Source organism: Armatimonadota bacterium, from assembly GCA_028871815.1.
Taxonomy (GTDB): Bacteria; Armatimonadota; Chthonomonadetes; order Chthonomonadales; family Chthonomonadaceae; genus REEB205.
Genome location: JAGWMJ010000002.1, coordinates 296,153 through 318,642, shown reverse-complemented (window position 1 = coordinate 318,642; position 22,490 = coordinate 296,153). Strand labels below are relative to the sequence as shown.

Genomic DNA, 22,490 nt, shown 5'->3' with positions numbered 1-22,490 from the left:
ACCAGGAGGGTACGCCTCACGCCGCCAGCGCCTTCCAGTACAGGTCGAGAAACCGCTGAGCATCTACCGTTCTGGCAACGCTGCACGTGCCGGCTTGATCTGCGCGGAGGTCGGTCTTGCCGGGAAATGCGCCGCAGAGTTCAACTACTGCTGAACCGGTCTCCATGGTGCAAAGCCCGTTATGGAACGGCAGAGCCGCTGCCAGCGGATCGTGAAACGTCACCTCCAGCCGGCTGCCGCCGCACCATATATCGGTCATATCGGCGACCAGCTCGAGGTGATGACCCAGACCGCGAAGGCGCTCGGTGCAGGTGTCGCCTGCCAGCTTGACCTGTGTGGTTACGTCCAGCCCGGCCGCTTCGATGCGCAGACCCGGCGCCGCGAAAACGCGCGCCGCCGCGTGCGGATCGCACAGAATGTTCCACTCAACCGTAGGTGGCGCTCCGGGAGATTGAAACCAGCAGCCGCCCATCAGAACAAGGCGGTTCAGGAGCGGCGGTATTTCGGGATCCGTGGCAAACAGGAGGCCGATGTTGGTCAGAGGCCCTATAGCGATCAGCGTGATCTCGTGCGGATGCGCCCGGATCGTGCTCTGCAAAAACTCCACCGCGGTGTTGCGCGTGTGATACGTGGCATAGCTTGCGCCCTTTCGGAGCGCGGCGAATTGGGGGACATGCGGCTGCCGCTGCGGAATGAGCCATGGTTCGGCCGCACCTACGTGCACGGGAATATCTCCACGGCCGAAGGCGCGGCTTATTGCAGAGGCCAGCGAGGCGCGATGGTGCGGTTCCCCCGTTACCGTGGTGATGCCAAGCAGGCGGCAGCAAGGCTCTTTGAGCAGCAGGCTGAGCGCCAGCGCATCGTCAATGTCGCTGCCGATGTCGGTATCCAGAAGGACGGGAACGATCGATTCGGACACTTCTTGAAGGTACCCCCGGCAGTGAACACGGGGTGTTCACGATCGGTAGTTGCGATACTGCCGTCGGTTACTCCTGCCCCATTCCCGACCCGGCTCGCTCGTTATTCCGCGGCCGATCCATGCCGGCCGCGGCTATTCGCACGGCCCGTTAGAGATACGGGTCTCTTGGAACCGTACCCGGTCGGATGCCTTTGGCCCGGAGCTGCGCGATGGTAGTGGGATGATAGAGGTTATGGCTGATCGACTGATTCAGTCTCTGATTACTCTGCAGCGTCATCACCGTCTCGACTGCGAACAGCAGCAGCGTGGCGCAGCAGACCACGGGCGCGACACCGCGCACGCCGCGAACGACGCCGAGAGTGAGCGGCACGCGGCACCAGAACGTGACCGCCGCAACCACGGCGAGCACCAGGAGGAGCGGGCCAGCCGCAACTGCGACCTCGATGGCGGTCCAATGGGCTGCCGCTTGCCCATCGCTGCCGTAAATGTCGGCGAAACCGGCCAGCAGGGAACCGCGTCCGGCAATGTTGGCCAGGAACGTGCCAACCAGCGCCGTAGCGATCCCAGGGATTAACGCCACCTTCAGCGCACTCAGCCGATTCCGGAACGACATCACTGGAAGCGCCAGCGCGGCGGCAAGCACGGTGGCGACTGCCGCCCACCAGAAAACCTGGTAGCTGCCGGCTTGCGAGGCGAGCGCGACTAGCGCGCCCAGGCTGAAGCCGCCGGTAAGCGCGTACCTCGTTACCGGACCAAGACCCCAACGCGCGCCCCGGTTGACGGCGGGTAACAAAGCGGCGGCGAGGGCGGCTGCTCCAGCCAGCAGCAGGGCCGCCAGCATCAGCAGATCACCAATGACCAGTAACGTCAGCACCTGGGTCTCCTCGCGCTGAGTAACGCTTCCCGGCTCAAGTGTTTTCTGGCACGCCAACCGGTATGCCGTGCAGTCTGCGCGGTCTTGCGCGATCCACGCCGCATCGGCCGGAGTTGCGTGCAGGCCGAAATACTTCCTGATGGCGGAAGTTTGAGCCTCCAGTCGGGCTTTGGTGTCAAGCTGGTGATAGTTGGGCGGCAAGTACGCCGTTGGCGCCTGCTCTGTGATACCTGAAATCGCTATGGCCACCAATCCACCGATCATCGTGGTCGAGTGGATGCGCATCGCTGCCGCGAGATGCAGCAGCTCCATACGCAGCGCCATGGCGTGGACGAAATCTCCGTGAGAGTCGAGTTGGTTAATGCGTACGCGGATGAGCCTTGCCGCGCCACGCCACTGGGCAAACTGGGGGAACAGAGCTGCTTCCGCGATAACGGCGCGCGAGATTCCAAGTAAGTCAGGCTCGGCGCGGAGGGCAGCCGCGTCCGTGGCCGCGATCGCGTCCAGAAGGTGGTCATTGAAGTTAGGCGCCGCAGCGGCAGTCGCCAGCGCCCGGAAGGCGTCGGCATCACGATACATCTGCAACAGGGCGATCGCCTGTACAAATGGGAAGTAGCCGTTATCCGGCTCGAGAGCAGCTCCGCGGGTGGCGTCTGCCAGGAGCGTTTCAGGAGCAACAGCCGGTGCTCGGCCGGCGTGCGCTGGCGCAGACTCGTCCGCAGTGACGGCAGCGTTTGTGGTCCGCGTGGCGTTGAGCGCGCCTACTTCATAGTTAAGTGCCGCGGCTGTGGCAAGGACGCTGCCGGGGTGCGCAGCTTCCAATACGCGCAATGCCGGCACAAGGCTCGGGAACGACATCTGGTGCGCGGCGAGCAGCGCACCGACCTGCAGCCGTGCATCCGACGGATGGCGCGCAGCCGTCTGCTCGAGCGCCCGGTCCAGACCTGCCGAGCCGTGGCCCGGGACACTGCTCCACTGCGAATAGCACGCAGTCCAGGGCGTGAGGCTCAAGAGCTGCTCCGTAATGACCGTCCTGCCGGCAGGATAGCTGACGATTGCAAGCAGCACGCCGGCGGTGATGCCGGGCAGAATGGCGCGGCGTCGGCGGCTGCGTGCGGTGGTTTCAGTATCCAGGTTCATTTCAGCTCTCCCTTTGCGGTTCGCCGCTTGCATGCGGCACGGTCATGCCATAGCCACGCCGGTGGTTCTTCATGTGCGGCGGCTCCGGCGCCGGCTGGCCAGACGGCGACTTGCGCGCCGGCGATTGTAAAGTCAGCACGGGGCCGGCAGCCTGGGCCGATTCTGGAAAGAGGCTCGTCGCGTACACAAAGCTGTTTACCTGGAACGCCTCACCCGGCAGGCGTTCCTGCTCGGCAATCGCAGTTCCGGTCAAGCCACCGGATCCGACCGATATCGGTGGCAGCGCGATAGGCGGCGCAGCAAGGAGTCCGGGGATACACGCACGGGTCACCGCCAGGCTGAGCGCTGCGGCGATCAGGCCCGACTGAAGAACCGGTCGGAGCGTTCGCCGGTCGACGCTCCGATGGCGTGATGATTGTGCTGCCAGGGCCGCGACGACATCCGCCGCCATTCTGCGGCCGACATCGGGCGGAGGGACTTCGCGCAAACCCTCCCGCAGCATCCTGAGCAGATTCTGCTCTTCTTCCTGTTGATTCATGCCGGTCCACCCACTTCCTTCATATAGAGCTCGCGGAATAGCGCTCGAGCCCGGTGCAGGCGCCACTTTACACGACCAACCGGGATCCGGAGCGCGATGGCGATCTCCTCGTACTCCAGCCCTTCCAGTTCTCGCAGAACCAATACCGCGCGCATCGGTGCGTCAAGGGCGTCGAGCAGTTGTTCCACGAGAATTCGCGCATCGGAAGCATTCTCGAAACTCGCGGCTGCGTCGCGTTCCTGAAGCGGCGCCGCCCGGCGACGCCACCACGCTGTCCGCCGCCGATCCAGCGCAGTGCGTACGATTATCGGGTAGAGCCACGTAAAGAAGGCGCCATCGCCACGGTATGTGCCTAACGTGCCGAATGCCCGCAGAAAGGCAACCTGCACCACATCCTGCGCCTCATCATTGGAGCGCAGGATTGCAGCGGCCAACCGAAGCGCCCTGGCTCTATAGCGGTCCACCAGCACGGCTATGGCGAGCTCATCGCCATTTCGCGCCCGTTCGATTTCGCCGGATTCCGACTTCGGTACATCCGAGGTTTCGTGCATCCGTGTTACCCGGGCCGGGGTTTGTAAGGTGGTTTCCATTGGGCGCCGTAAGCGTACTACAGCGTTAGACGTGCGCATTCTGGGGATTTGTTAGGTGTGACCGCCGGGTGGCCTACAGGTCGACGGCGGCCGTCAAGATGACTTCGGACGGAGCCGCACACGCTGGCCGGGCTGAACGTTCAGGTACGTGGTGTAGTGCGCGCTGCGCACCTGGTACAAGGGACGGAAGGTGAGTGAACCATCTGCCGTCTGGAATGTTAGCGGCGCGGCAGGCACGCGCTTCAACATGGTAACAGACCCGGCACCGGAAACCGGCAGAACAACCGCGCCGCGCGAGATAGCAACCAGCAGCACCGGTCCGTACATCAGGGCAGCGAGCTGTGGAGTTTCGGGCGCGATGGGTTCCAGTCGAAGCGCCATCGGGAGGGTAACTGTGAGCGTATCACGGTCGTGCCATAGGCGGTTAACCTCCAGAAAGGCTCCTGGAACTGCCTTTGGATGGATCAGGCGGCTGTTCAATCTCGCTGTGACCGGGCCGGAAACCCACTGCGGCACCCGGATCTGCAGGGCGAACCGGGTGGGTCGCCGGCACCGAACGGTAAAGCCGGCACGGTTGGACGTGGGAAAACTCGTGGCCTGGGATACGGACACACTGGATCCCCGCACACGCCACTGAACCGTTGACGGCGTGAACAGGTTTACGGTGAGGCCGGCGGCGGTGTGAAAGTAGACATCCAGCGGATAGTCGGCGGTGATTTCGGCGTACGTGCCGGAACAGCACGGCCACGCGTCGCGGTAGTAGGCCTTCTTTGTGCCGGGTCGGTAATCGGAGTAGTAGAAGGTTCGTCCGCTCGGCTGTTCCGGCAGCGCGGCAAGCATTCCGTTGAGGAGCACGCGCTCCATGTTGTCGCCGTACTTTGCATCGCCGGTAAAGCGCAGCAGGTACCGATCGAGGTTCACCGTGGCGTACGAGCCACACGGCGTTTCGAAAGCGGCGCCGGTCGCGGTGACCGATGCGGCCAGCTTGCCCGCGCCGGGAGTTACGAACCGCTCGTTGGGTCCCCATCCACCGGATGCAACCATCTGGGTTGTGGTGAGGAAAGTCCACGCGTTCTGAATCGCCCTGAAGTAGGTCTCGTCGCCCGTAACCTGGTACGCCCGGGCGGCGGAAGCCAGCGTGTTCACGTGGCTGTAGGCGTGCCGGTTGGGTGTAAACGCGTTGATGCCGTTGGCAAGCGGCTGGTAGAAATCGGCACTGTAGTCAAACTGGCGCGCCATGGTGAGGTACCGCGGATCTCTGGTCAGCGCATAGCACTTGTACAGGTTTTCCGGTAGCGTATACCACTCATCGTGCCGGCGCGGCAGGTTCGTCCACGCCCAATCGGTCATCTTCTTCAGCACCACCAGCGCCTCGCCATCGCCGGTGAGGTTCCAGGCGTCGCGCATCCCGGTGCAGTTCTTATCGTACACGTAGTCCGGCCAGTCGCGCGCCACCTGCTGTGTTGCGTAAAAGAAGCCGTCCGGTGCTATCGTCTGGTCGAAGCCGTGAACCAGTTCCGTCACCTTCGCCTTGAATCTGCTGTCATGGGTATTGGCGTAGTACCGCGCCAGCGCGGAGAGGTACTGTCCGAACGAGTGGCCCGCGGCGAAGCCACCAGGGTCGTACCAGCCGCCCATGTTGCGTCCCGGTGCAGGTAATCCGGCCCTTTGGCGGAAGCCTTTCAGCAGGCTGTCGTTCGACAGGCCGAGATAGAGACTTTTTGCCCCGCTTGCCTGCCCATCCAGTGGGCCGCCGGTGAGCATGACATCCGGATATCGGAACGGTTGCAGCATTCCGGACCGCGGGTGAGGTTCGGTGCTCAGATTCCCTTTGTTCGCCGCGGGCGGGCTCTGCGACGGGAGAAGAAGGACGATGAAGAGCGCCAACAGCGAGAGTTTGCGCAGGGTTTGCATCGCATGAGCCTTTCAGAGCGTGCGCGCGCCGGGGCGCGGCTGGCGCCGGCGACGAGCTGCCGGCCCGGCCACAGTGGCCCGCAATCAGTGTACCGGCACCGGCCATGCGCGGTGCCCGCCGGCGCTTAGGCGGTCCGCTTCACGTACCGGGTCGATACGGCGCGTGGCAGAATGGAGCCGTGAGGGTATGTTGGCGAATAAGGGGCGCCGACGGCAACGTCCTCGCTGGCTCAGCCGTAGATTGAAATGACCGTCTGTAGGTTGACAACGCCGTTGCTGATAGAGTGACCGTTGAAGGGATGCGAAACCATGGATGCACTGGACTACACCGTGCCGACGGACAGGGGCTTCGACGATGCGGTAGCGTCGGTGGAGCGCGCAGCGGCAGCAAACGGCTTTCGGGTTCTGCACACGCACGACTTTGCCGCCACGCTTGCCGAAAAGGGATTCCCACGTGAGCCGCTTACTGTCGTGGAAATCTGCAACGCGAAGTACGCCAGTGAAGTACTGGCAAAAGATGTGCGCCTTGCGCTAATGCTTCCTTGCCCCATCAGCATCTACGCGGAGAACGGCCGGACGCACATCGGCACGATGCTGCCCTCGGCACTGACGTCGCTGTTTCCACGCGCGGGGATCGAGGAGACCGCACAGGCGGTTGAAGCGGCCGTGATCCGCATCGTTGAAGAGGCCCGGTGAGGAACTGGTATCGGGCGCGTCGTAAGTGCGCGGCGCCTGAAGCGTATACCGATATTGCCTGTGCGCTTCGTGCTTTTCACCACGTCCATACCGTAGGAGTGGCAGCTGCCTGACCCGGCAGCTGCCGGCGATTGTGGGCGACCGCGGGGCGGCCTCCCAGGGCGGCCGGCGCGCGCTCACCCCCACAAAGGCGCCGCCTGATTCTGGAGCGACAACTATGAGTCAAATCCACCGCGGGCCTATTTGCGCGCTTGCGCAATCGGCGATCGTGTTCGCCGCCATCTGCGCTTTATCGGCTGTGCCGCGCAGCGCGCGGGCCCAGATCTACGTCTCGACCGGAATGGGCAACAACCAGCGCACCGGCGCCAACACCCACGAGAAGAAGCTGACGCCGGCAAACGTCACGGCGAACAGCTTTGGTCTGGTGTTCACATTGCCGGTGGATGGGTATGTCTATGCCCAACCACTCTATATGTCGGGCCTCACTGTAAATGGGGCTTATCACAATTGTATTTTCGTTGCGACCGAGCACGACAGCGTCTACTGCTTCGATGCCGACAAGCGGATCGGATCGAACTCACAGCCCCTCTGGAGCACAAGTTTCATCAATCCGCCCAATGTCACAACCGTTCCCAGTGGCGATACCGGCAGTGGCGATCTGGTTCCCGAGATCGGTATAACCAGCACGCCGGTGATCGACACAAGCACCGGTACGATCTATGTTGAGGCGAAGACCAAAGAGACCAGCGGCGGCGTCACCACCTACGTGCAGCGGCTGCACGCCCTGAACATTCTGACGGGCCAGGAGCGGCCCGGGAGCCCAGTGGTCATCACTGCCCAGGTTCCCGGCATCGGCGACGGCAGCAGCGGAGGGATGGTGAGCCTCGACCCGCTGCGCCACCACAACCGGCCCGCGCTGCTGCTGGATAACGGCGTGGTGTACATCGGCTTCGCTTCGCACGGAGACAACACGCCGTACCATGGTTGGGTGGTGGGTTACAACGAATCGACGCTGGCGCAAACGTCGATCTTCTGCACCACACCAAACGGCCTGACCGATCCCAGCGGGTATCCGATCGGCGGCGGCGGAATCTGGCAGAGCGGCGACGGCCTGGCGTCCGGACCCCACGGGAGTATCTACTTCCTCACCGGGAACGGGACGTTTGATGTGGACAGTTCGCTGGGAAGCGGCATCGACTACGGCGACAGCATGGTCAAGCTGACACCCGGCGCCGGCATCCTATCCGCCACGGACTACTTCACTCCGTACGACCAGGACGGCCTGAACCGCTCCGATTCGGACCTTGGATCGGGCGGCTGCCTGGTGCTTCCGGATGCCGCCGGAAGCGCCACCTACCCACACCTGATGGTCGGCTGCGGTAAGGAAGGCAAGATCTACCTGGTGAATCGGGATGCGATGGGCCACTACAACACCGGCGGCAGCGACAGCCAGATTGTGCAAACCGTCCCGTATCAGATTGCCGGAACCTGGAGCGGCCCGAGTTACTGGAACGGCAACCTGTACTACTGCGGCGCAGGCGACCTGGTGAAGGCGTTCAGCCTGAGCGCAGCGCAGATCAGCGCCACACCCACGTCCTATTCGCCCGAGGCGTACCAGTATCCCGGCGCGACACCCGTTGTGTCGGCATGGGGCAACACCAATGGCATCGTGTGGGCGCTGGAAAACGGCAGCAATGGCGACGTCAACCTGCACGCGTATGATGCCACGAATCTGACTAACGAACTGTACAACTCCGGCGCCACAAGCGGCCGCGACGATCCCGGCGGTTATGTGAAGTTTGCGGTGCCTACGGTTGCAAACGGAAAGGTATATGTACCGGCCCAATTCGCCGTAGGGGTATACGGGCCTGCCCGCTTTGCCATCGCGCCGGTGATCACCCCCGGAAGCGGAAACTTTACCGGACCGGTGAGCGTGAGCATTACGGATGCAACTCCCAGCGCAACTATCCGGTACACCACCGATGGCAGTACACCAACATCCGTGTCACACCGTTACGTTGGCGCCTTCACGGTAAGCTCCACGAAACTGGTAAAGGCGCGGGCGTTCGCAAGCGGGCTGGTTCCGAGCGGAATCACCGAAGCCCCAATCCGGATCGGCATCGGCCCGGCAAACGGCGACGGCCTGTGGGCAACCTACTTCAGCGACATGACGCTGACCACCCCCGTGCTCGCTCGCGTCGATCCGCAAGTGAACTTCAACTGGAACGGCAACTCACCGGCGCCCGGCGTTGGGCAGACGCAGTGGTCGGCGCGCTGGTACGGCCGAGTTGAGGCCGAGGTAACCGGAACCATAACGCTGCAAACGCTCTCCGACGACGGCGTGCGGCTCTTCTGGAACCACAACGAAGTGATCAACGACTGGAATGATCATGGTCCCACGGTGGATACGGCCAGTGTCTACGTCCACGCCGGCACCCAGTATCCGGTAACCATTGAGTACTACCAGGATGGCGGCGGCTCGCTGATGCAGTTTTCCTGGGCGGATGCCGCGGACCCCATGGCGCCGGTTCCTCAGAGTCAGCTCTTCTCACTGCACGTCGATACGCCGGTGATCGGTCCGCCGGGCGGCAGCTTTGATCCGTCCGTACAGGTTTCGATGACGGAGGAGACGCCCGGCGCGACAATCCATTACACCACCGATGGTACGGTGCCGACCATCAAGTCCACAATCTACTCCAGCCCGTTTACGCTCACGGCAACCCGTACCGTGCGTGCGCGTGCCTTTGTTGGGTCGAGTACAAGCGAAACTGCCCGCGCAAAGTTCCTGCTGAACCGGCACCCGGCCGCCTACCAGATCAACTCCGGCGGCGGAGCGGTCGCTCCCTACTCTGCCGACGAGGACTCCACGGGCGGAACGCCCACCTCCACCTCCAGCAGCGTCGATACCGGCGGCGTGTCTAACGCGGCGCCCGAGGCGGTTTACCAGACGCAGTCGTATGGCGACATCACGTATACGCTGCCTAACCTCACGCCTGGCGCTCTCTACACCGTGCGGCTGCACTTTGCCGAACTCTACTACACGGTAAGCGGCATCCGGCTCTTCAGCGTGGCGATCAACGGCAGCAGCGTTTTGAACAACTACGATGTGATAGCGGCTGCCGGCGGACCGCTTCGTGCCGTAGCGCCGGAGTTCTTCGCAACGGCCGACAGCACCGGCAATATCACCATCACGTTTTCGAACGGTACCAACGTGCCCGACGGCACGCCGATCGTCAACGCCGTGGAAGTGCTGCCGAACTGAGGCACAGGTTCGCGGGCGCGCGCGGTTTCCATCAACCGAACCTGCTTTGCGCCATGCCCGCGACGCCGCCGCGCGCCGCGACCCAGCGAGCGGCAGGGGATTCCTCGCGTAACCTGCCGAAAGTAGTAACTTGTGGCCGACGCCAGGCACAGCTCGGCGGGTCGCCCGGAGAGCGGAGTTCATGAAGATTACAGGCATCGAGGCTCTTGTCTGCAATGCGCGAATGCGCAACTGGATTTTCGTCAAGGTCCTCACGGATCAGCCCGGGCTTTACGGCTGGGGCGAAGCGACCCTGGAGTGGCACACACGGGCGGTGGTCGGCGCCATCAAGGACCTCGAACCGCTGCTGATCGGTGAAGATCCTACCCGCGTCGAGTACCTGTGGCAGATGATGTACCGGCAGCATTTCTGGCACGGAAACGGCATCGTGCGCGGCACGGCGATCAGCGGCATCGACATCGCCCTCTGGGATATCATGGGCAAGGTTCACGGCTGCCCCTGCCACAAGCTCTGGGGCGGGCCCGTCCGCGATACTGTTCGCACCTATTGCCACCTGGGTGGCGGCCGCATGGAGGACTTTTACGAGACATCCAACGCGGATGCCGCCCGTTTTGGCGAGCTGGCCGCCAGGGCTGTCGAGGATGGATTTACCGCGTTCAAGTCGATGGCGGTGCCGTGGACGATGCCGCTGGAAGGGCAGCGGCCGGTTCGATACGCCGAGGCGTGCGTGAAGGCGATGCGTGACGCCGTTGGGCCAGACATCGACGTGATGGTGGATTGCCACGCAAGGCCCTCCCCGCAGATGGGTCTGCTCTTCGCCAGGGCACTGGAGCCGTACGGCCTCTACTGGTTTGAGGAGCCATGCTGGCCTGAGACGATGGATGACATCGCCCTGATTTCTCGTGCGGTCAGCACACCGATTGCAACGGGCGAGCGGCTGATTACGCAGCACCAGTTCCGTGAGCTATTTGAGAAGCGCGCGTGCGCCGTCATTCAGCCGGACATCACTCATTGCGGCGGCCTGAGTGAGGCGCGCAGGATCGCAGCCATGGCCGAGGCGTACCGCATCTCGCTGGCGCCGCACAACCCGCAAGGTCCGGTCAGTACGGCGGCATCCCTGGAGTTTGGGTTTGCCACACCCGGATACATTATCTGCGAGGCTGTCCACCTGGACGTGCCGTGGCGCGCCGATGTCGTGAGCGAGGGCTTCGTTGTGGAAACGCGGGGCCGCACCGTTGCTCCCGGTAATCGTCCGGGTTTGGGAGTCGAGATCAATGAGGCTGAAGTAGCGAAGCATCCTTTTGAGCAGGAGCTGCCGCAGAGGGTGTTTTACGCCGACGGCGCTGTAGGAGACTGGTAGAGCGCTAGCGGGCGCCGGCTGCTGCTCTACCGCGCCCGGCAGCGCCGCCGGACTCTCCGGGCGCCGGTGGTGGGCAGCGCTCGTCGATTATCCGCCGCAGGTCCGCAACCTTGTGCGGCCAGGTTTCGTCGGCCATGGCCCTGCTGCGAGCGGCACGCTCAGCCGGCGATCCCTTGCTGAGCGCGCTGACCACGGCGCGCTCGAATGCCTCGTAATCCGCCGCCGTGGCGCAGTGTTCACCATACGCCTTGACTTCCGGTAGGTCTGTGGCGACTACGGGCAGACCCGCGCAGAGATACTCGCGCAGTTTGATCGGGTTCATGTGCGTGGTCAATTCGTTGACGATGTGGGGGATGAGGCCAACGTCGATGGCTTTGCAGTAGGCCGGCAGCTCTGAATGCGGCTTGCGCCCAAGCAGGTGTATGTTGGAAAGCGACTCCATACGAGAAACGTCCACGCAAACGCGCCCAATCAGCGCGATGTTCCACTCCGGATGACGTTCAGCGAGCCAGACAAGCAGTTCCTGATCCATCCAATCCTCAATCAAACCGTAAAAACCCAGGACCGGATGGCTGAGTTGGGCCACGTCGGCTGGCGCAACGGTACTGGGGCTGAGAGCAGCCGAGAACTGCGCGTAGTCCACGCCGTGTGGGGCTAGCCTTGCATCCGGATGAAGCTGGCTGAGCATCCTGACAATTGCACTGGAGGTGCCGAACACCACATCGGCCTTGCGCGCCGTGCGCTCCATCATGCCGGCAATCGAGATGCCATCCATCGAGCTGAAGGCCTTCCAGTTGTCGGTGCAGTAGTAGATCAACGGCCTGCCGGCCGCCAGGTCGAGATACTCGGCAAATGTGGGCACAAAGGTCCAAACCTCGTACTCGCGCATGTGCATTCTGCGTGACAGGCGGCGCACCATTCCCGCCAGCAGCCAATGGTTGATGCGTTTCGCCAGCGCGCTGCCGTGCATGGGTATCACGATTGGAGTTGCCACCAGAAGGTTGTCGCTCACGCGCGTCGGACCTTTGAGGAAGCTGCCGAGCTTGCGGAATATCTTGCGAACATCGCGTCCGCTGGTCAGGCTCGGCGCACGCGTGGAGATACTGTTGATCCACAGGACGCGCCGCGTTTTGGCCAGCTCCTGCATCACATGGTTGCAGCTAGTTGGATCCTCGAACCAATCCTTGGCAAAGCAGACAATATCCCGGCAGGGAGGCTTATCGTTCATCGGTCACCGCCGGAATGCCGACATCCGCATCGTTTGGCGCAGATGGCATCGCGTCGGCCAGCCGTTTGCCGTACATGCGGACCACGCGGCCAGGAATGCCGACCACGGTGGCGCCATCCGGAACGTCATGTACAACCACGGCGTTGGCTCCGATCTTCACGTCGCTGCCGACGTGCACGCCGCCGATGACCTTGGCGCCGGCGCCTACAAACACATTGTCCCCGAGTTCCGGCACGCGCCCCTTGGCATCACCGATGGTAACGCCGTGCTCCAGAATGATATTGGCTCCGGCACGCACGCGTGTGTTCACCACAAGTCCCACGCTGTGCATAATCGCAAGGCCCGGACCAAAATCTGCGCCGCGCCCGATGACGCAGTGCCCCACCAGATGATTGATGCGGTAGAGGAGGAACGCAACCGGCTTGAGATGGTGATTATGGCAGTACTGCGTCATGCGGTACAGCACCTGGGCGGTTGTGCCGTCGGAGAAAAGCATGCGCACCAAAGCTAGCGGTCCCGGACGCAGGCCGAAGATCTGCGCTTTGCGACGGAGATCGTTGCGAATAAGTGAAAGCATAGTGGGAGGCATCGCCGGCAAGTGCTGCGGCGTGCACCATTATGCGCCGCAGCCGCATTTGCAGGCAATACGCTAAAATGAAACGTGCTTCGCTGCGGCCCTGCGTGCACGTCCGTGCGTAAACAGAGGACGCATTATGATGCGCCGACGCCGAAAGGATTGGGCCGCCGAACGAAAGGGTTTGTCAGTTGTCTGCCGCACTCTATCCGCTGGAAACGGCGTTCCGGGCCGCTCTTTCCATTTGCCGCCGCCGTCCTGCGCCTCCGACGGACCTGCTTCTGTGTACGGTTGACCACTTTGAACCGCACATGGGCGGCGCGAGCGACGATATTGCGTACCGGCGCACCGCAGATTGGTTGGAGCGGTTTCCGCGCATACGCAAAGCCCATCGTGACTCAGCCGGCTGCATGCCGGCTCATACCCTCTTCTATCCATGGGATGAGTTTGAACCGGGCGCTTTTGAACAGATCTGTGACTTCTGCCGCGCTGGGAACGCCGAGGTGGAGATCCATCTCCACCACGAGAACGATACCGAAGCCGGTCTGCGGCAGAAGCTGCAGCAGGCAATCGGCCACTACACCGCAGGCGGTGCGCTGGCGCGCTGGCCCGACGGCAAGCCGGCATTCGCCTTTATCCACGGCAACTGGGCGTTAAACAACTCGCGGATCGAGGCCGGCCGGAACTACTGCGGTGTTCAGAACGAAACCGATGTGCTGTGGGAGGAAGGCTGCTACGCAGATTTCACCTTCCCGGCCTGGAAAAAGACCTCGCAGCCGCGCCAGGTCAACAGCATCTTCTATGCGCATGCCGGCGCCCGTCCGGGAAAGCCGCATGATCGTGGCGTCCGTGCAAGGCGTGGCCATGCGCCGCCCCCGGGACTGATGATCGTTAGCGGACCGCTGACGCCATACGCTGATGCCAACTCCGGAAGGCTCAAGCTGGGCATGGATGACGGCGACCTGGCTGCAACATTCCGCTTCAAGCGCGACCGCATTTCGAGATGGCTTGGAGCCGGCATTCACGTGATGGGCCGCCCGGACCGTCTATTCATCAAGCTGCACTGCCACGGTGCACCGGATGCCAATCGCGAGATGCTGCTTGGCAGCGACCTGGACGCGCTTTACACCGCTGCGGGGGAGTTGACTGCTCCGGGAAGCGGCTATCGCATCCACTATGTGACCGCCCGGCAGATGTTCAACGTCATTCGCGCCACGGAACTGGACCTGCCGGGACCAGTGGAATCGCTGCGGGATGCCGTGCTGCAGAGGCCGGCGTTTGCCGGGTAACGCCAGGTCAATCGGCGCCGACCGCGCCACGTCCCGGCTGGCCGGGGCGGTCTGGTGGGCCTATGGGATCGCGCCTGCCGCAAGCGTCTCCTACCCCGTCACCCACGCTCGAGGCAGCGCGTCGCCCGTCGATCGAAAGTGAAGTTCGCGATATGGCGCCGCCACAGCGCCAGAAAGGCGAAAACGCCGCAGCGCAGGGATGATCCGAGTCCCGCAGCAAAAGCAGAGTGCGGCGGCCGCAGTCCGTCGGAGTTCCCGGCCCGGCCTTTATCCGCGCATCTGGGCAACGGCCCGCTGGAGGACCCCGTGAATCTCACCGCCAACTTCCTCCCACGTGCGTCCGGCGCCGGCCGCACGTATACGCTCCGGCGTCCACTCCGCGGCAAGCGCCTTTCGTATTGCCGCAGCAAACTCGTCGGGCTTTTCCGGTGAGACCAGAATGCCGGTATCCTGCGTCACCATGTTGGGGATGCCACCCACCGCCGCGGCAACCACCGGCCTGCCGCATGACATGGCTTCCAGCAGCACGTTGGGGCAGCCCTCGCTGCGGCTCGCCAGGCAAAAAGCGTCGGCCGCAGCGAACCAGGTCGGCAGGTCGTTCTGGAGCTGACGCCCACAGAATCGCACTCGCCCGGTGATACCCCACTCTTCAGCGCGGGATCGCAGTACGGCCTCCAGTTCGCCGCCGCCTACCATCAGCAGCAGTGGGCACTCGCCCTCCGTGTTCATGAGCCGCATCGCCTCAAGCAACAGATCCACACCCTTTTCTGTTCGGTAATTGCCCACGTAGAGCAGAATCTGCTCGCCGTGAGGCAGCCCCAGGCGGTCACGCGCCACCGCTCTATCTCCAATGGCGAACATCTGGCCATTCACACCGCCGGGAACCACCGTAATGCGGTCGCCGGGTATCTCGAGTTCGATGAGTGCGTGGCGCAAAGGTTCGCTCACGGCTATCACCGCGGCCGCCTTGTTCAGCGCCCTGCCGATGCGCGGCCGCAGGTCCGGGCGCTGCGCCAGCCTGTTAATGTCGGATCCCACCACCTTGACCACCACGGGTACGTTGAAGTCGCGTGCAACGGCGCCCGCGGCGGCTGCGTCCGGCCAGGCCCAAACTCCCAGAACCACTTCAAACGGAAAGCTGCGGTGAATTCGTCGGCAGAGCGGCCGGATCGACGCGGCGCACCCCGCCGCGCTTGCGACCGGCATCCGCGGCACGGCCCACATCGTGGGGTAGTGCGACCGTACGCCTCCATGCAGCTGCACCGGTGTGGTGAAAAGCTGTGAGGGCCTCTTCCAGGTATCCCACCAGGGCAGCGGCGAGACCACCTGCACGTCGTCGATAGCACAGAGAGCCTTTAGAGCGTTAAGCGTGAATGTCCCACGCGTCGGCTCCTGTTCTGATGGAAACAGGTTTGTAACAAGAAGCACCCTCATGCCACTCGCGACCGCATCGCCAGCGCTTCACGGTAGAGCCTCCCATAGGCATCCGCCATTGCGCTGAATGAAAACTGCCTCTCCACCCTGTGCCGGCCATTGCAACCCCACTGCATGCGCAGCGCCGGCGAGGCTTCCAGACTTTGCAGCGCCGCTGCCAGCTGGGTGGCATCACCCGGCTCCAGGAGACGCCCCGTTTCGCCATCGGCTACCAGGTCCGGCAGGCCGCCAACGCGGGAGGCCAAAACCGGCAGGCCGGCTGCCATGGCCTCGAGTACCGATAGTGGCATGCCCTCGGACAGCGACGGAAGCACGAAGATATCGCCAGCGGCCAGCAGCTCGGGAACGTCGGTACGGGCGCCGAGGAACCGAATGCGGCCGCCGTTCAGCGCCAGTTCCGCTGCCAGTTGCTCCATTTCGGCGCGCCGAGCGCCGTCGCCGGCCGCTATCGCCAGAACGCGGCTCTCCGGCGGCAGCAGGGCGAGCGCGCGGAGCAGTGTGTCGTGTCCCTTTGCGCCGTCGATCCGCGCGACAATAATGGCGGCTAATTCTTCACCCAGTCCCAGCCGTTCGCGCGCTGCTTCGCGGCTCAGACTGGAGCCCGAAGAGGCCACTCCGTTGGGTATGACACGCACGAGCGAACCGCGGCGCCCGGCATGGCGCTCCGCCACGGCGCTGGATACGGCCGCGATCGCCTGCACCGAGCGCCACTCGGATTCGGAGGCTGTGCGACCGGGCGTAACGCCCTGGCCGTGATCGGTTAGCACCAGCGCCGCGCCGGCAACACGAGCCCCGATCCGTGCGTAGTGAAGCGTCGTTGGGTTGTGCGCGTGGATAATCGACGGTCGGAAGCGGCGCATCTTCACTGCCGCTGCGACCACGCGAACCGCGCGGCTACGTGCCTGTACCACCACCGGGTTCAATCCGGCGCTTCGCGCGGCGTCACGCAGCGACCCGTCACGAAACGTGAGGATCTCAGATGTCTGGGCCTGACTCCGTTGATACGCGGCAAGGCGCACAACAAACTGCTCGAGCCCGCCGATCCGGAGGCTGCTGGCAAGATGGAGGATGCGGAGGTGGTCAGGACCGGCCGCGCCGTCATCCGTGGGTGGCTCGATCATGGCACGCGCACCCGGCGGGAATGGATGCCGCCGGCGCCACTTCTTAAGCGTTTGCCGGCTGAACCACCGTGGCGGCACGCTCCCATGTGACCTTCTGCGTGCGGCACACGAACCGCCAGAATCCGCAGAAGAGAGCATAGTTCATCAGGTAGAAGTAGCTGACAGGGCGCGCCAGTCGCGGTGCGAATCGGGGCAGCAGATTGCGGTAAGCCAGCCAGGCGGTGAATACGCCGGACATCTGCAGCAGCATCAGCGCCTGGTAGAACGGATGCGTCACCAGAAGCATATTCGCTACAAAACCTATTAGCAGGTACCACGGAACGAACCAACGCATCACCTTGTGCCCGAGGAACGCATAGGCTTTCAGCCCATGGCGCGGGTGCAGCAGATCGGCGGTGAGGCCGATGGACTGGAACGCGCCGGCGCCGATGCGAGACTTCCGAACCATTTCGTCGCGCGCCGATTCGCAGGGCGGCTCGACGGCCACAGCTGTGGGATCGAACTTTACCTGCTTCCCGCCGCGGAGTACGCTCAGGCTCTGCACATAGTCGTCCACGATGGTACCCGCCGGGAGCGGCTGGTAGAGCGAGCGGCGCATCGCATAGATCCCGCCGTTGCAGCCCATCAGAAAGCCCAGCCGGCTCTCGCACCGCTTGATCCAGCCCTCGTACTTCCAGTAGAGCCCCTCGCCTGAGACGCCGCCGTTCTGCCCCAGCTTTAACTCGCCGCTGACACAGCCCACGTTCGCATCGCGGAAGTGGCGGACCAGCCGCCGGAGGGCGTCCGGTGCATACCGAGTGTTCGCGTCGGACATCACGATAATGTCGGCATCCACCTCGGCAACCAGGTCGTTCAGTACCGAAGGCTTGCCGCGGCGCTGCGTGAAAAGGCGTGCCCGGAAGTTGGGCCGCGTGCAGGATGCCAGCAAATGGTTGGTGCCATCGGAGGAACCATCCGAGCCGATCGTGAGGGTGAACTTGCTCTGCGGATAGTCCAGCGCCCAGCTGTTGGCCAGCTTGGCCGCAATGTGTCGCTCTTCATTATGCGCCGCAACCACCATCACCACGGTGGGCAAATCCGCGTCGTCCAGCAGCGCCGGCTCGGCTGCGGCACGCCGGGTTTTGGCGGCGAGCCACAGCGAAACCGGGAATACCACGTACGTGAAGGCAGCAAGGCCCCACATCAGCCAAAAGATAACGATCAGCGCCAGGCTCATTGATTCGCTCCTGCGGTGTTGGCGGCCGGCGGTCCGGCGGCGCGCAGAATGGTGAGTATGTTGCGGGCCAGGAATGCTCGCGTTACCGCATCGGCCTCTCCCGATTTACCGGTAACCGCCGTCATCACCCGCACGAGAGCGGCATCACCGCGGCCTCCTGCCAGCCGCGCCTGCACCTGGCGTAACAGCAACTGCACCTGACCCGGAGTAGTAACCGAGCCATCGGTGAAGAACCAGGTAACCAGGGCCAGATGGCCTTCGCGGTTGAGCAGCGAGCGCTCGGCGTGAATGTCGAGGCCGTCCAGCTTGAGCGTGACCGGCTCGGTTTGAAGCGTCACCCAGCCGTCGCCGGCCAGGCAAGCCTCGGGACGGTGCAGCGACTGGCGCCGGCTGCCAACGATGAGTGCGAAGTCCAGCCAGCCATCGCCGGGCAGCGTGTAGTCCTGTAACAGAACGTCTTGCGCCTGCAGCATGGCGTCTTCCGACGGCGGCAGCGTTTCCGTGGCCGTTGTCCAACCGGGAAGCGCGAGATGCAGTGACGCGAGATGCCGGGTAGCCACAGGGCCCTTACCAGGTCGAATCGCCCACGCGGCAAGCAGCATCACGGCGGCAAGGCTATTGATGACAAGGAGCCGTGTGGTCATTCCGGGCCGCCACTTCGGCGTCGATCCGCTCGGATCAAAAGCGATCGAGCACCCATCAGGACGAGGCAGACCAGCAGGAGCAGGAACGGATGCTCAAGTTCGTGAACGCGCATAGCGGCGGCCCGCCCGGCATAAGCAGACATCACCAATACATTGGCCAGCCGCACGGCGTTGGTGATGACGGCGAGCGGCAGCGCCAGCGCGATCAGTAAGCCGCGGTTGAACCACGACCCGGGCGTAAAACATGCAACCATTGTGGCGATGGCGCCAAGAACCAGCAGGGAGCCGTAACCATCGCAGGCATCGGCAACGATAAGGCGAAATGGCTCGCCGCCCGCATGTGCAGGCAGCACCGTGAGAAGGATGCCGGCCGGCAGCACCTTGACGCCGACCAGACGTGTCATGAGCAGCGCGCCGGTTACACTGGCGCCTCGGAGCGGATTGGCCAGCAGAGCCACCAGAGTGGATGGCCACGGTACGGCGAACATCGCAACGGCTGCTGGACCGGATGCCGCGGCCGCCGATCGCCATCCAAACAGCCAGAGGCAGCCTCCAATTGCAAGCAGCGCCGCACCGAGGGCGCAGGCCGGATCCACATCCGTCAGCGATCCGATTACGAACAGGAGCGCTGCCCCGCCCGCAACCACCAGACCCGCGCCATGCGGCTGGGTGACCGCTGCGATGCTGCGACGCCGGATGATTGCCACAACAATCGCAGCTGCTACCACTGCCGGCCCAAATGTGAGATTCGGGTCTGACTTCCAGACCGGTGCAAATGGTAGGAATGCCAGAAGGAAGGCCAGCGCCATCAAGCCGCCGAACGCCCCAAGAAGAAGGGCCTGGGAAGCCCGTGGTCCAGGGCTCCGGCCGGACAAAGCGTCCGGGTGGGCCGGCTGCTCGCGCGGCGAGTCTGTCAGTCGCCGCGCAAGCACCCAGGCGTCGGGAACCGGAACCGGATCGTGATGAAGTGATGTTGCCGCTCTACCGGCAGCATCGGTCATCCTCGGACGAAACCCATACGCAGTGGACGGAACACAATCTGCGCAAACTCACGAACGGGACTCTGGGATCGGTACGATGGCTTGGCGCCGAGACGCTGCGCCCGGTCGTCTCCCGTGGATTCTGTCATCCGCCGTGAAAGCACCCAGACGTCAAGGTTGCGGGGCGGATCAACGATAAGTGGCCGGACTGGCTTGAGGGTGGTGGATATCATGATTGCTCAGGACCGAAACTGGAATTGCAGACACCCAAAAGTGTGCCGGCACAGGGACTTTTGTGCAGGCACTGCCGACCCGATTAGGGACTTATGCACCGGGGCTGTGGCGCCTGACGGAAAAGTATGATTGACTGGTCGGCCCGTTTGTTCGCCGGCTATGCAGTATCCAACACAATTCCGGATTAGAACGGGGGGACAATCGGTCCGGAAAGCGGGCAGCTTGCTCCGTACCGGTTACAGCAGGCAGGCGCCGCTGGCCGCGCGGGTTACCAGTATTTCGGTCTGCCCGCCGGTGGCTATATGGTACAGCCTGGGCACCTCTTGCCGGAACAGTTCAACCGACTCATCACGCACAAGGCTCACCGTACAACCGCCGAAGCCGGCGCCCGTCATGCGCGATCCAAGCACACCGGGAATAGTGAGCGCGGCCTCGGTGAGCGCATCGAGCTCCGGGCAGCTGACTTCGTACCAGTCACGAAGGCTGCTGTGCGATTGGTTCATCAAAGATCCGAACAACTCAAACTCACCGCGTTGGAGCGCGTCGAATGCCTGCAGAGTGCGCTCATCCTCCGTAACTACGTGGCGAGCACGGTTTCGGACCGGCTGCGGCAGTAGCTGCTCGTGCTGCTCCAATTGCAGCAGCGAAACGTCGCGCAGCGCGGTTATGCCGGGCAGCACCGGCTTTAGAAGCTGGACGGCGAGTTCGCACTCGCGTCGCCGTGTGTTGTACGCCGATTTGACAAGCCCACGCGGTTTCAGCGTATCTGCGATCACGATGGAGAGGCCGGCTTCCGGCAGCGGCGCCGGCTTGAACTCGAGTGAACGTGTATCTATCAGCAGAGCGTGCCCGCGCTGGCCGAGCGCGGAGATGTACTGATCCATAATGCCGACGTTGACGCCTACGAACTCACGCTCGGCGCGCTGGGCCAGGAGCGCCAGAGCTACCCCGGAGAGCGGCACACCGGCTGCCGTGCTGAGGCATAGCCCGCATGCCACCAGCATGGCGGCGCTGGAGCTGAGGCCGGCGCCGAGAGGTACGGAACCCGCAATCGTACAGTTGAGGCCGCAGAGTGGTATTCCGGTATCCGGAAGGAGCGCCGCCATCGCCCGGAGGTAGTTGCTCCAGGCACTGGCGTGCGTGCGGGCATGCTGGATCGTGTCGAGGTTGAAGCGCGTCGGGCGCTGAAACTGGGCGGACCAGGCAAGAACGGTGCGATCATCGCGTGGTGACGCGCCGATCATTACGCTGCGCTCAATCGCGGCTGGAAAAACAAACCCATCGTTGTAATCGGTGTGCTCACCGATCAGATTGACGCGGCCCGGCGCCCGGGCAATAAGCTGTGGCGAGCATCGAAACTGGCGGCGATGCTCCTCGACAACCAACTCCGCCAGCGCCGCGTCATCCACCGCGGCTACCCATCGCGCCCTCCGCGTGCCGCCTCGCGCGCGCTCTCCCGCAGCCGGTCCTTCTCTGCAATCGACTCACGCTTGTCGTGGAGCTTCTTTCCCTCTGCGATGGCGATCTCCAGCTTTGCGAAGCCGCGGTCAAAGAATATCTTGAGCGGCACGATCGACCGTCCCTTCTGCTCACTCTGAACGCGGATCTGCTCGATCTGCGCGCGATGTAGGAGCAGTTTGCGCCGACGCGTGGGCTCGCCATTCCACTGGCTGCCCTGCGCCCACGGAGAGATGTGCAAATTGTAGAGCCATACCTCGCCGTGCTCGACGCGAGCGAAGGCGTCCGAGAGATTGGCGCGGCCGGCACGCAGCGACTTCACCTCGACGCCGGCCAGCACGATGCCCGCAACCAGCGTGTCGTGGATATGGTACTCATGGCGCGCCCGACGGTTCTGTATAACCGGAGCGCGTGGTGGCTGCTTTTGAGGCTTTTGAGGAAGGGTTGAGGTGAGCATGGCTCGTGGCAGCGTGCAGCAGCTAGAGAGTGTACCTGCCGCCGCTGGGATGAGATGCGCGGCCGAGGCAAGGCGGACTTACAAACCGCGGCGTAGGCCGAAGCTAACCCGGGCACGACGATCCTGGAGTTTGGAATGCGGAGCGGTATTCCGTCGTTATGGCAACGCAAGCGCCGCTGCGGACCGCTGCCTGAACCCAAAACGTGTGCGTCGAGGGCCGGGACTCTTGTGGATAGCTGTCCCGAAGGCGCCGAGCATCGATTAAACGTCGTGACCACCGGCCGCTGGCGCCGATGCCGCCTGGCCGCCAGCACACCGCACCCGCTCGGATTCACGAAATCGTTCGGTTCGCCCCCGCAATACGCGTACGGTATCTGGTCGAGCATGCTGTCGCGGCTGGTGAACCGACCGACCTGCGGGTCGTAATAGCGTGCTCCTAGGTGCTGCAGCCCGGCGTCGCCATTGCTCTGGTAGGCCCAGTCGCCGGCGAAGTTGTACGTGCTCGACGTCGAGCCGCTGCTGGCGATGGTGCTTCGAAACGCGTTGAAATCCTGCGTGACCG

General features: G+C 63.6%; 19 protein-coding genes. 4 read left to right on the top strand and 15 right to left on the bottom strand.

The genetic code is table 11. The annotated features are described in order from the left end of the window. Positions 1–16: 16 nt before the first annotated feature. From KGJ62_04280 to KGJ62_04260, 5 genes are all read right to left on the bottom strand, one after another. A complete protein-coding gene (locus KGJ62_04280) occupies positions 17–907 on the bottom strand; it encodes a nucleoside hydrolase (GenBank protein ID MDE2125785.1) in 891 nt (296 codons plus the stop codon). A gap of 160 nt (positions 908–1,067) precedes the next feature. Beyond that, positions 1,068–2,933: a hypothetical protein gene (locus KGJ62_04275; GenBank protein ID MDE2125784.1), complete on the bottom strand. Its 1,866-nt coding sequence runs from the start codon at positions 2,931–2,933 to the stop codon at positions 1,068–1,070. 1 nt (position 2,934) lies between these two features. Next, entirely contained in the window at positions 2,935–3,471 is a 537-nt protein-coding gene (locus tag KGJ62_04270) for a hypothetical protein (protein MDE2125783.1), read from the bottom strand. After that, entirely contained in the window at positions 3,468–4,061 is a 594-nt protein-coding gene (locus KGJ62_04265) for a sigma-70 family RNA polymerase sigma factor (GenBank protein ID MDE2125782.1), read from the bottom strand. The genes KGJ62_04270 and KGJ62_04265 overlap by 4 nt, the downstream gene beginning before the upstream one ends. Positions 4,062–4,154: 93 nt before the next feature. Continuing rightward, the gene (locus KGJ62_04260; GenBank protein ID MDE2125781.1) at positions 4,155–5,975 is read right to left on the bottom strand and encodes a glycoside hydrolase family 127 protein; all 1,821 of its coding nucleotides are present in this window, start codon (positions 5,973–5,975) and stop codon (positions 4,155–4,157) included. A 309-nt stretch (positions 5,976–6,284) separates the two neighbouring features. On the opposite strand from KGJ62_04260, the gene KGJ62_04255 reads away from it, so the two are divergent. From KGJ62_04255 to dgoD, 3 genes are all read left to right on the top strand, one after another. Beyond that, a complete protein-coding gene (locus KGJ62_04255; GenBank protein ID MDE2125780.1) occupies positions 6,285–6,671 on the top strand; it encodes a DUF302 domain-containing protein in 387 nt (128 codons plus the stop codon). Between the two features lie 217 nt (positions 6,672–6,888). Beyond that, on the top strand, positions 6,889–9,933 hold the full coding sequence (locus KGJ62_04250) for a chitobiase/beta-hexosaminidase C-terminal domain-containing protein (protein MDE2125779.1): 3,045 nt from the start codon (positions 6,889–6,891) through the stop codon (positions 9,931–9,933). Positions 9,934–10,114: 181 nt separating this feature from the next. Continuing rightward, positions 10,115–11,293 carry a galactonate dehydratase gene (dgoD, locus tag KGJ62_04245; GenBank protein MDE2125778.1) on the top strand — a complete coding sequence of 393 codons (1,179 nt, stop codon included), beginning with the start codon at positions 10,115–10,117 and terminating at the stop codon, positions 11,291–11,293. Positions 11,294–11,297: 4 nt separating this feature from the next. Here dgoD and KGJ62_04240 read toward each other — a convergent pair whose 3' ends face one another. Next, a complete protein-coding gene (locus tag KGJ62_04240) occupies positions 11,298–12,521 on the bottom strand; it encodes a glycosyltransferase (protein ID MDE2125777.1) in 1,224 nt (407 codons plus the stop codon). After that, positions 12,511–13,110: a serine acetyltransferase gene (locus tag KGJ62_04235; GenBank protein ID MDE2125776.1), complete on the bottom strand. Its 600-nt coding sequence runs from the start codon at positions 13,108–13,110 to the stop codon at positions 12,511–12,513. The genes KGJ62_04240 and KGJ62_04235 overlap by 11 nt, the downstream gene beginning before the upstream one ends. 176 nt (positions 13,111–13,286) lie before the next feature. Here KGJ62_04235 and KGJ62_04230 point away from each other — a divergent pair, with 176 nt between their 5' ends. After that, on the top strand, positions 13,287–14,384 hold the full coding sequence (locus KGJ62_04230) for a hypothetical protein (GenBank protein ID MDE2125775.1): 1,098 nt from the start codon (positions 13,287–13,289) through the stop codon (positions 14,382–14,384). Between the two features lie 267 nt (positions 14,385–14,651). Here KGJ62_04230 and KGJ62_04225 read toward each other — a convergent pair whose 3' ends face one another. From KGJ62_04225 to smpB, 8 genes are all read right to left on the bottom strand, one after another. Further along, positions 14,652–15,818 (bottom strand): glycosyltransferase, encoded by a 1,167-nt coding sequence (locus tag KGJ62_04225; protein MDE2125774.1) that lies wholly within the window; start codon positions 15,816–15,818, stop codon positions 14,652–14,654. Next, positions 15,815–16,939 carry a glycosyltransferase family 4 protein gene (locus KGJ62_04220; GenBank protein MDE2125773.1) on the bottom strand — a complete coding sequence of 375 codons (1,125 nt, stop codon included), beginning with the start codon at positions 16,937–16,939 and terminating at the stop codon, positions 15,815–15,817. The genes KGJ62_04225 and KGJ62_04220 overlap by 4 nt, the downstream gene beginning before the upstream one ends. A gap of 43 nt (positions 16,940–16,982) precedes the next feature. Then, positions 16,983–18,155: a glycosyltransferase family 2 protein gene (locus KGJ62_04215; protein ID MDE2125772.1), complete on the bottom strand. Its 1,173-nt coding sequence runs from the start codon at positions 18,153–18,155 to the stop codon at positions 16,983–16,985. After that, a complete protein-coding gene (locus tag KGJ62_04210) occupies positions 18,152–18,799 on the bottom strand; it encodes an EpsI family protein (GenBank protein ID MDE2125771.1) in 648 nt (215 codons plus the stop codon). The genes KGJ62_04215 and KGJ62_04210 overlap by 4 nt, the downstream gene beginning before the upstream one ends. Next, on the bottom strand, positions 18,796–19,800 hold the full coding sequence (locus tag KGJ62_04205; protein ID MDE2125770.1) for an exosortase/archaeosortase family protein: 1,005 nt from the start codon (positions 19,798–19,800) through the stop codon (positions 18,796–18,798). The genes KGJ62_04210 and KGJ62_04205 overlap by 4 nt, the downstream gene beginning before the upstream one ends. Further along, the gene (locus tag KGJ62_04200) at positions 19,797–20,012 is read right to left on the bottom strand and encodes a hypothetical protein (GenBank protein MDE2125769.1); all 216 of its coding nucleotides are present in this window, start codon (positions 20,010–20,012) and stop codon (positions 19,797–19,799) included. The genes KGJ62_04205 and KGJ62_04200 overlap by 4 nt, the downstream gene beginning before the upstream one ends. A gap of 237 nt (positions 20,013–20,249) precedes the next feature. After that, a complete protein-coding gene (gene galK / locus KGJ62_04195; GenBank protein ID MDE2125768.1) occupies positions 20,250–21,422 on the bottom strand; it encodes a galactokinase in 1,173 nt (390 codons plus the stop codon). A gap of 5 nt (positions 21,423–21,427) precedes the next feature. Then, complete coding sequence (smpB, locus tag KGJ62_04190) at positions 21,428–21,928, bottom strand: SsrA-binding protein SmpB (protein MDE2125767.1); 501 nt, start codon at positions 21,926–21,928, stop codon at positions 21,428–21,430. Between the last annotated feature and the right edge of the window lie 562 nt (positions 21,929–22,490).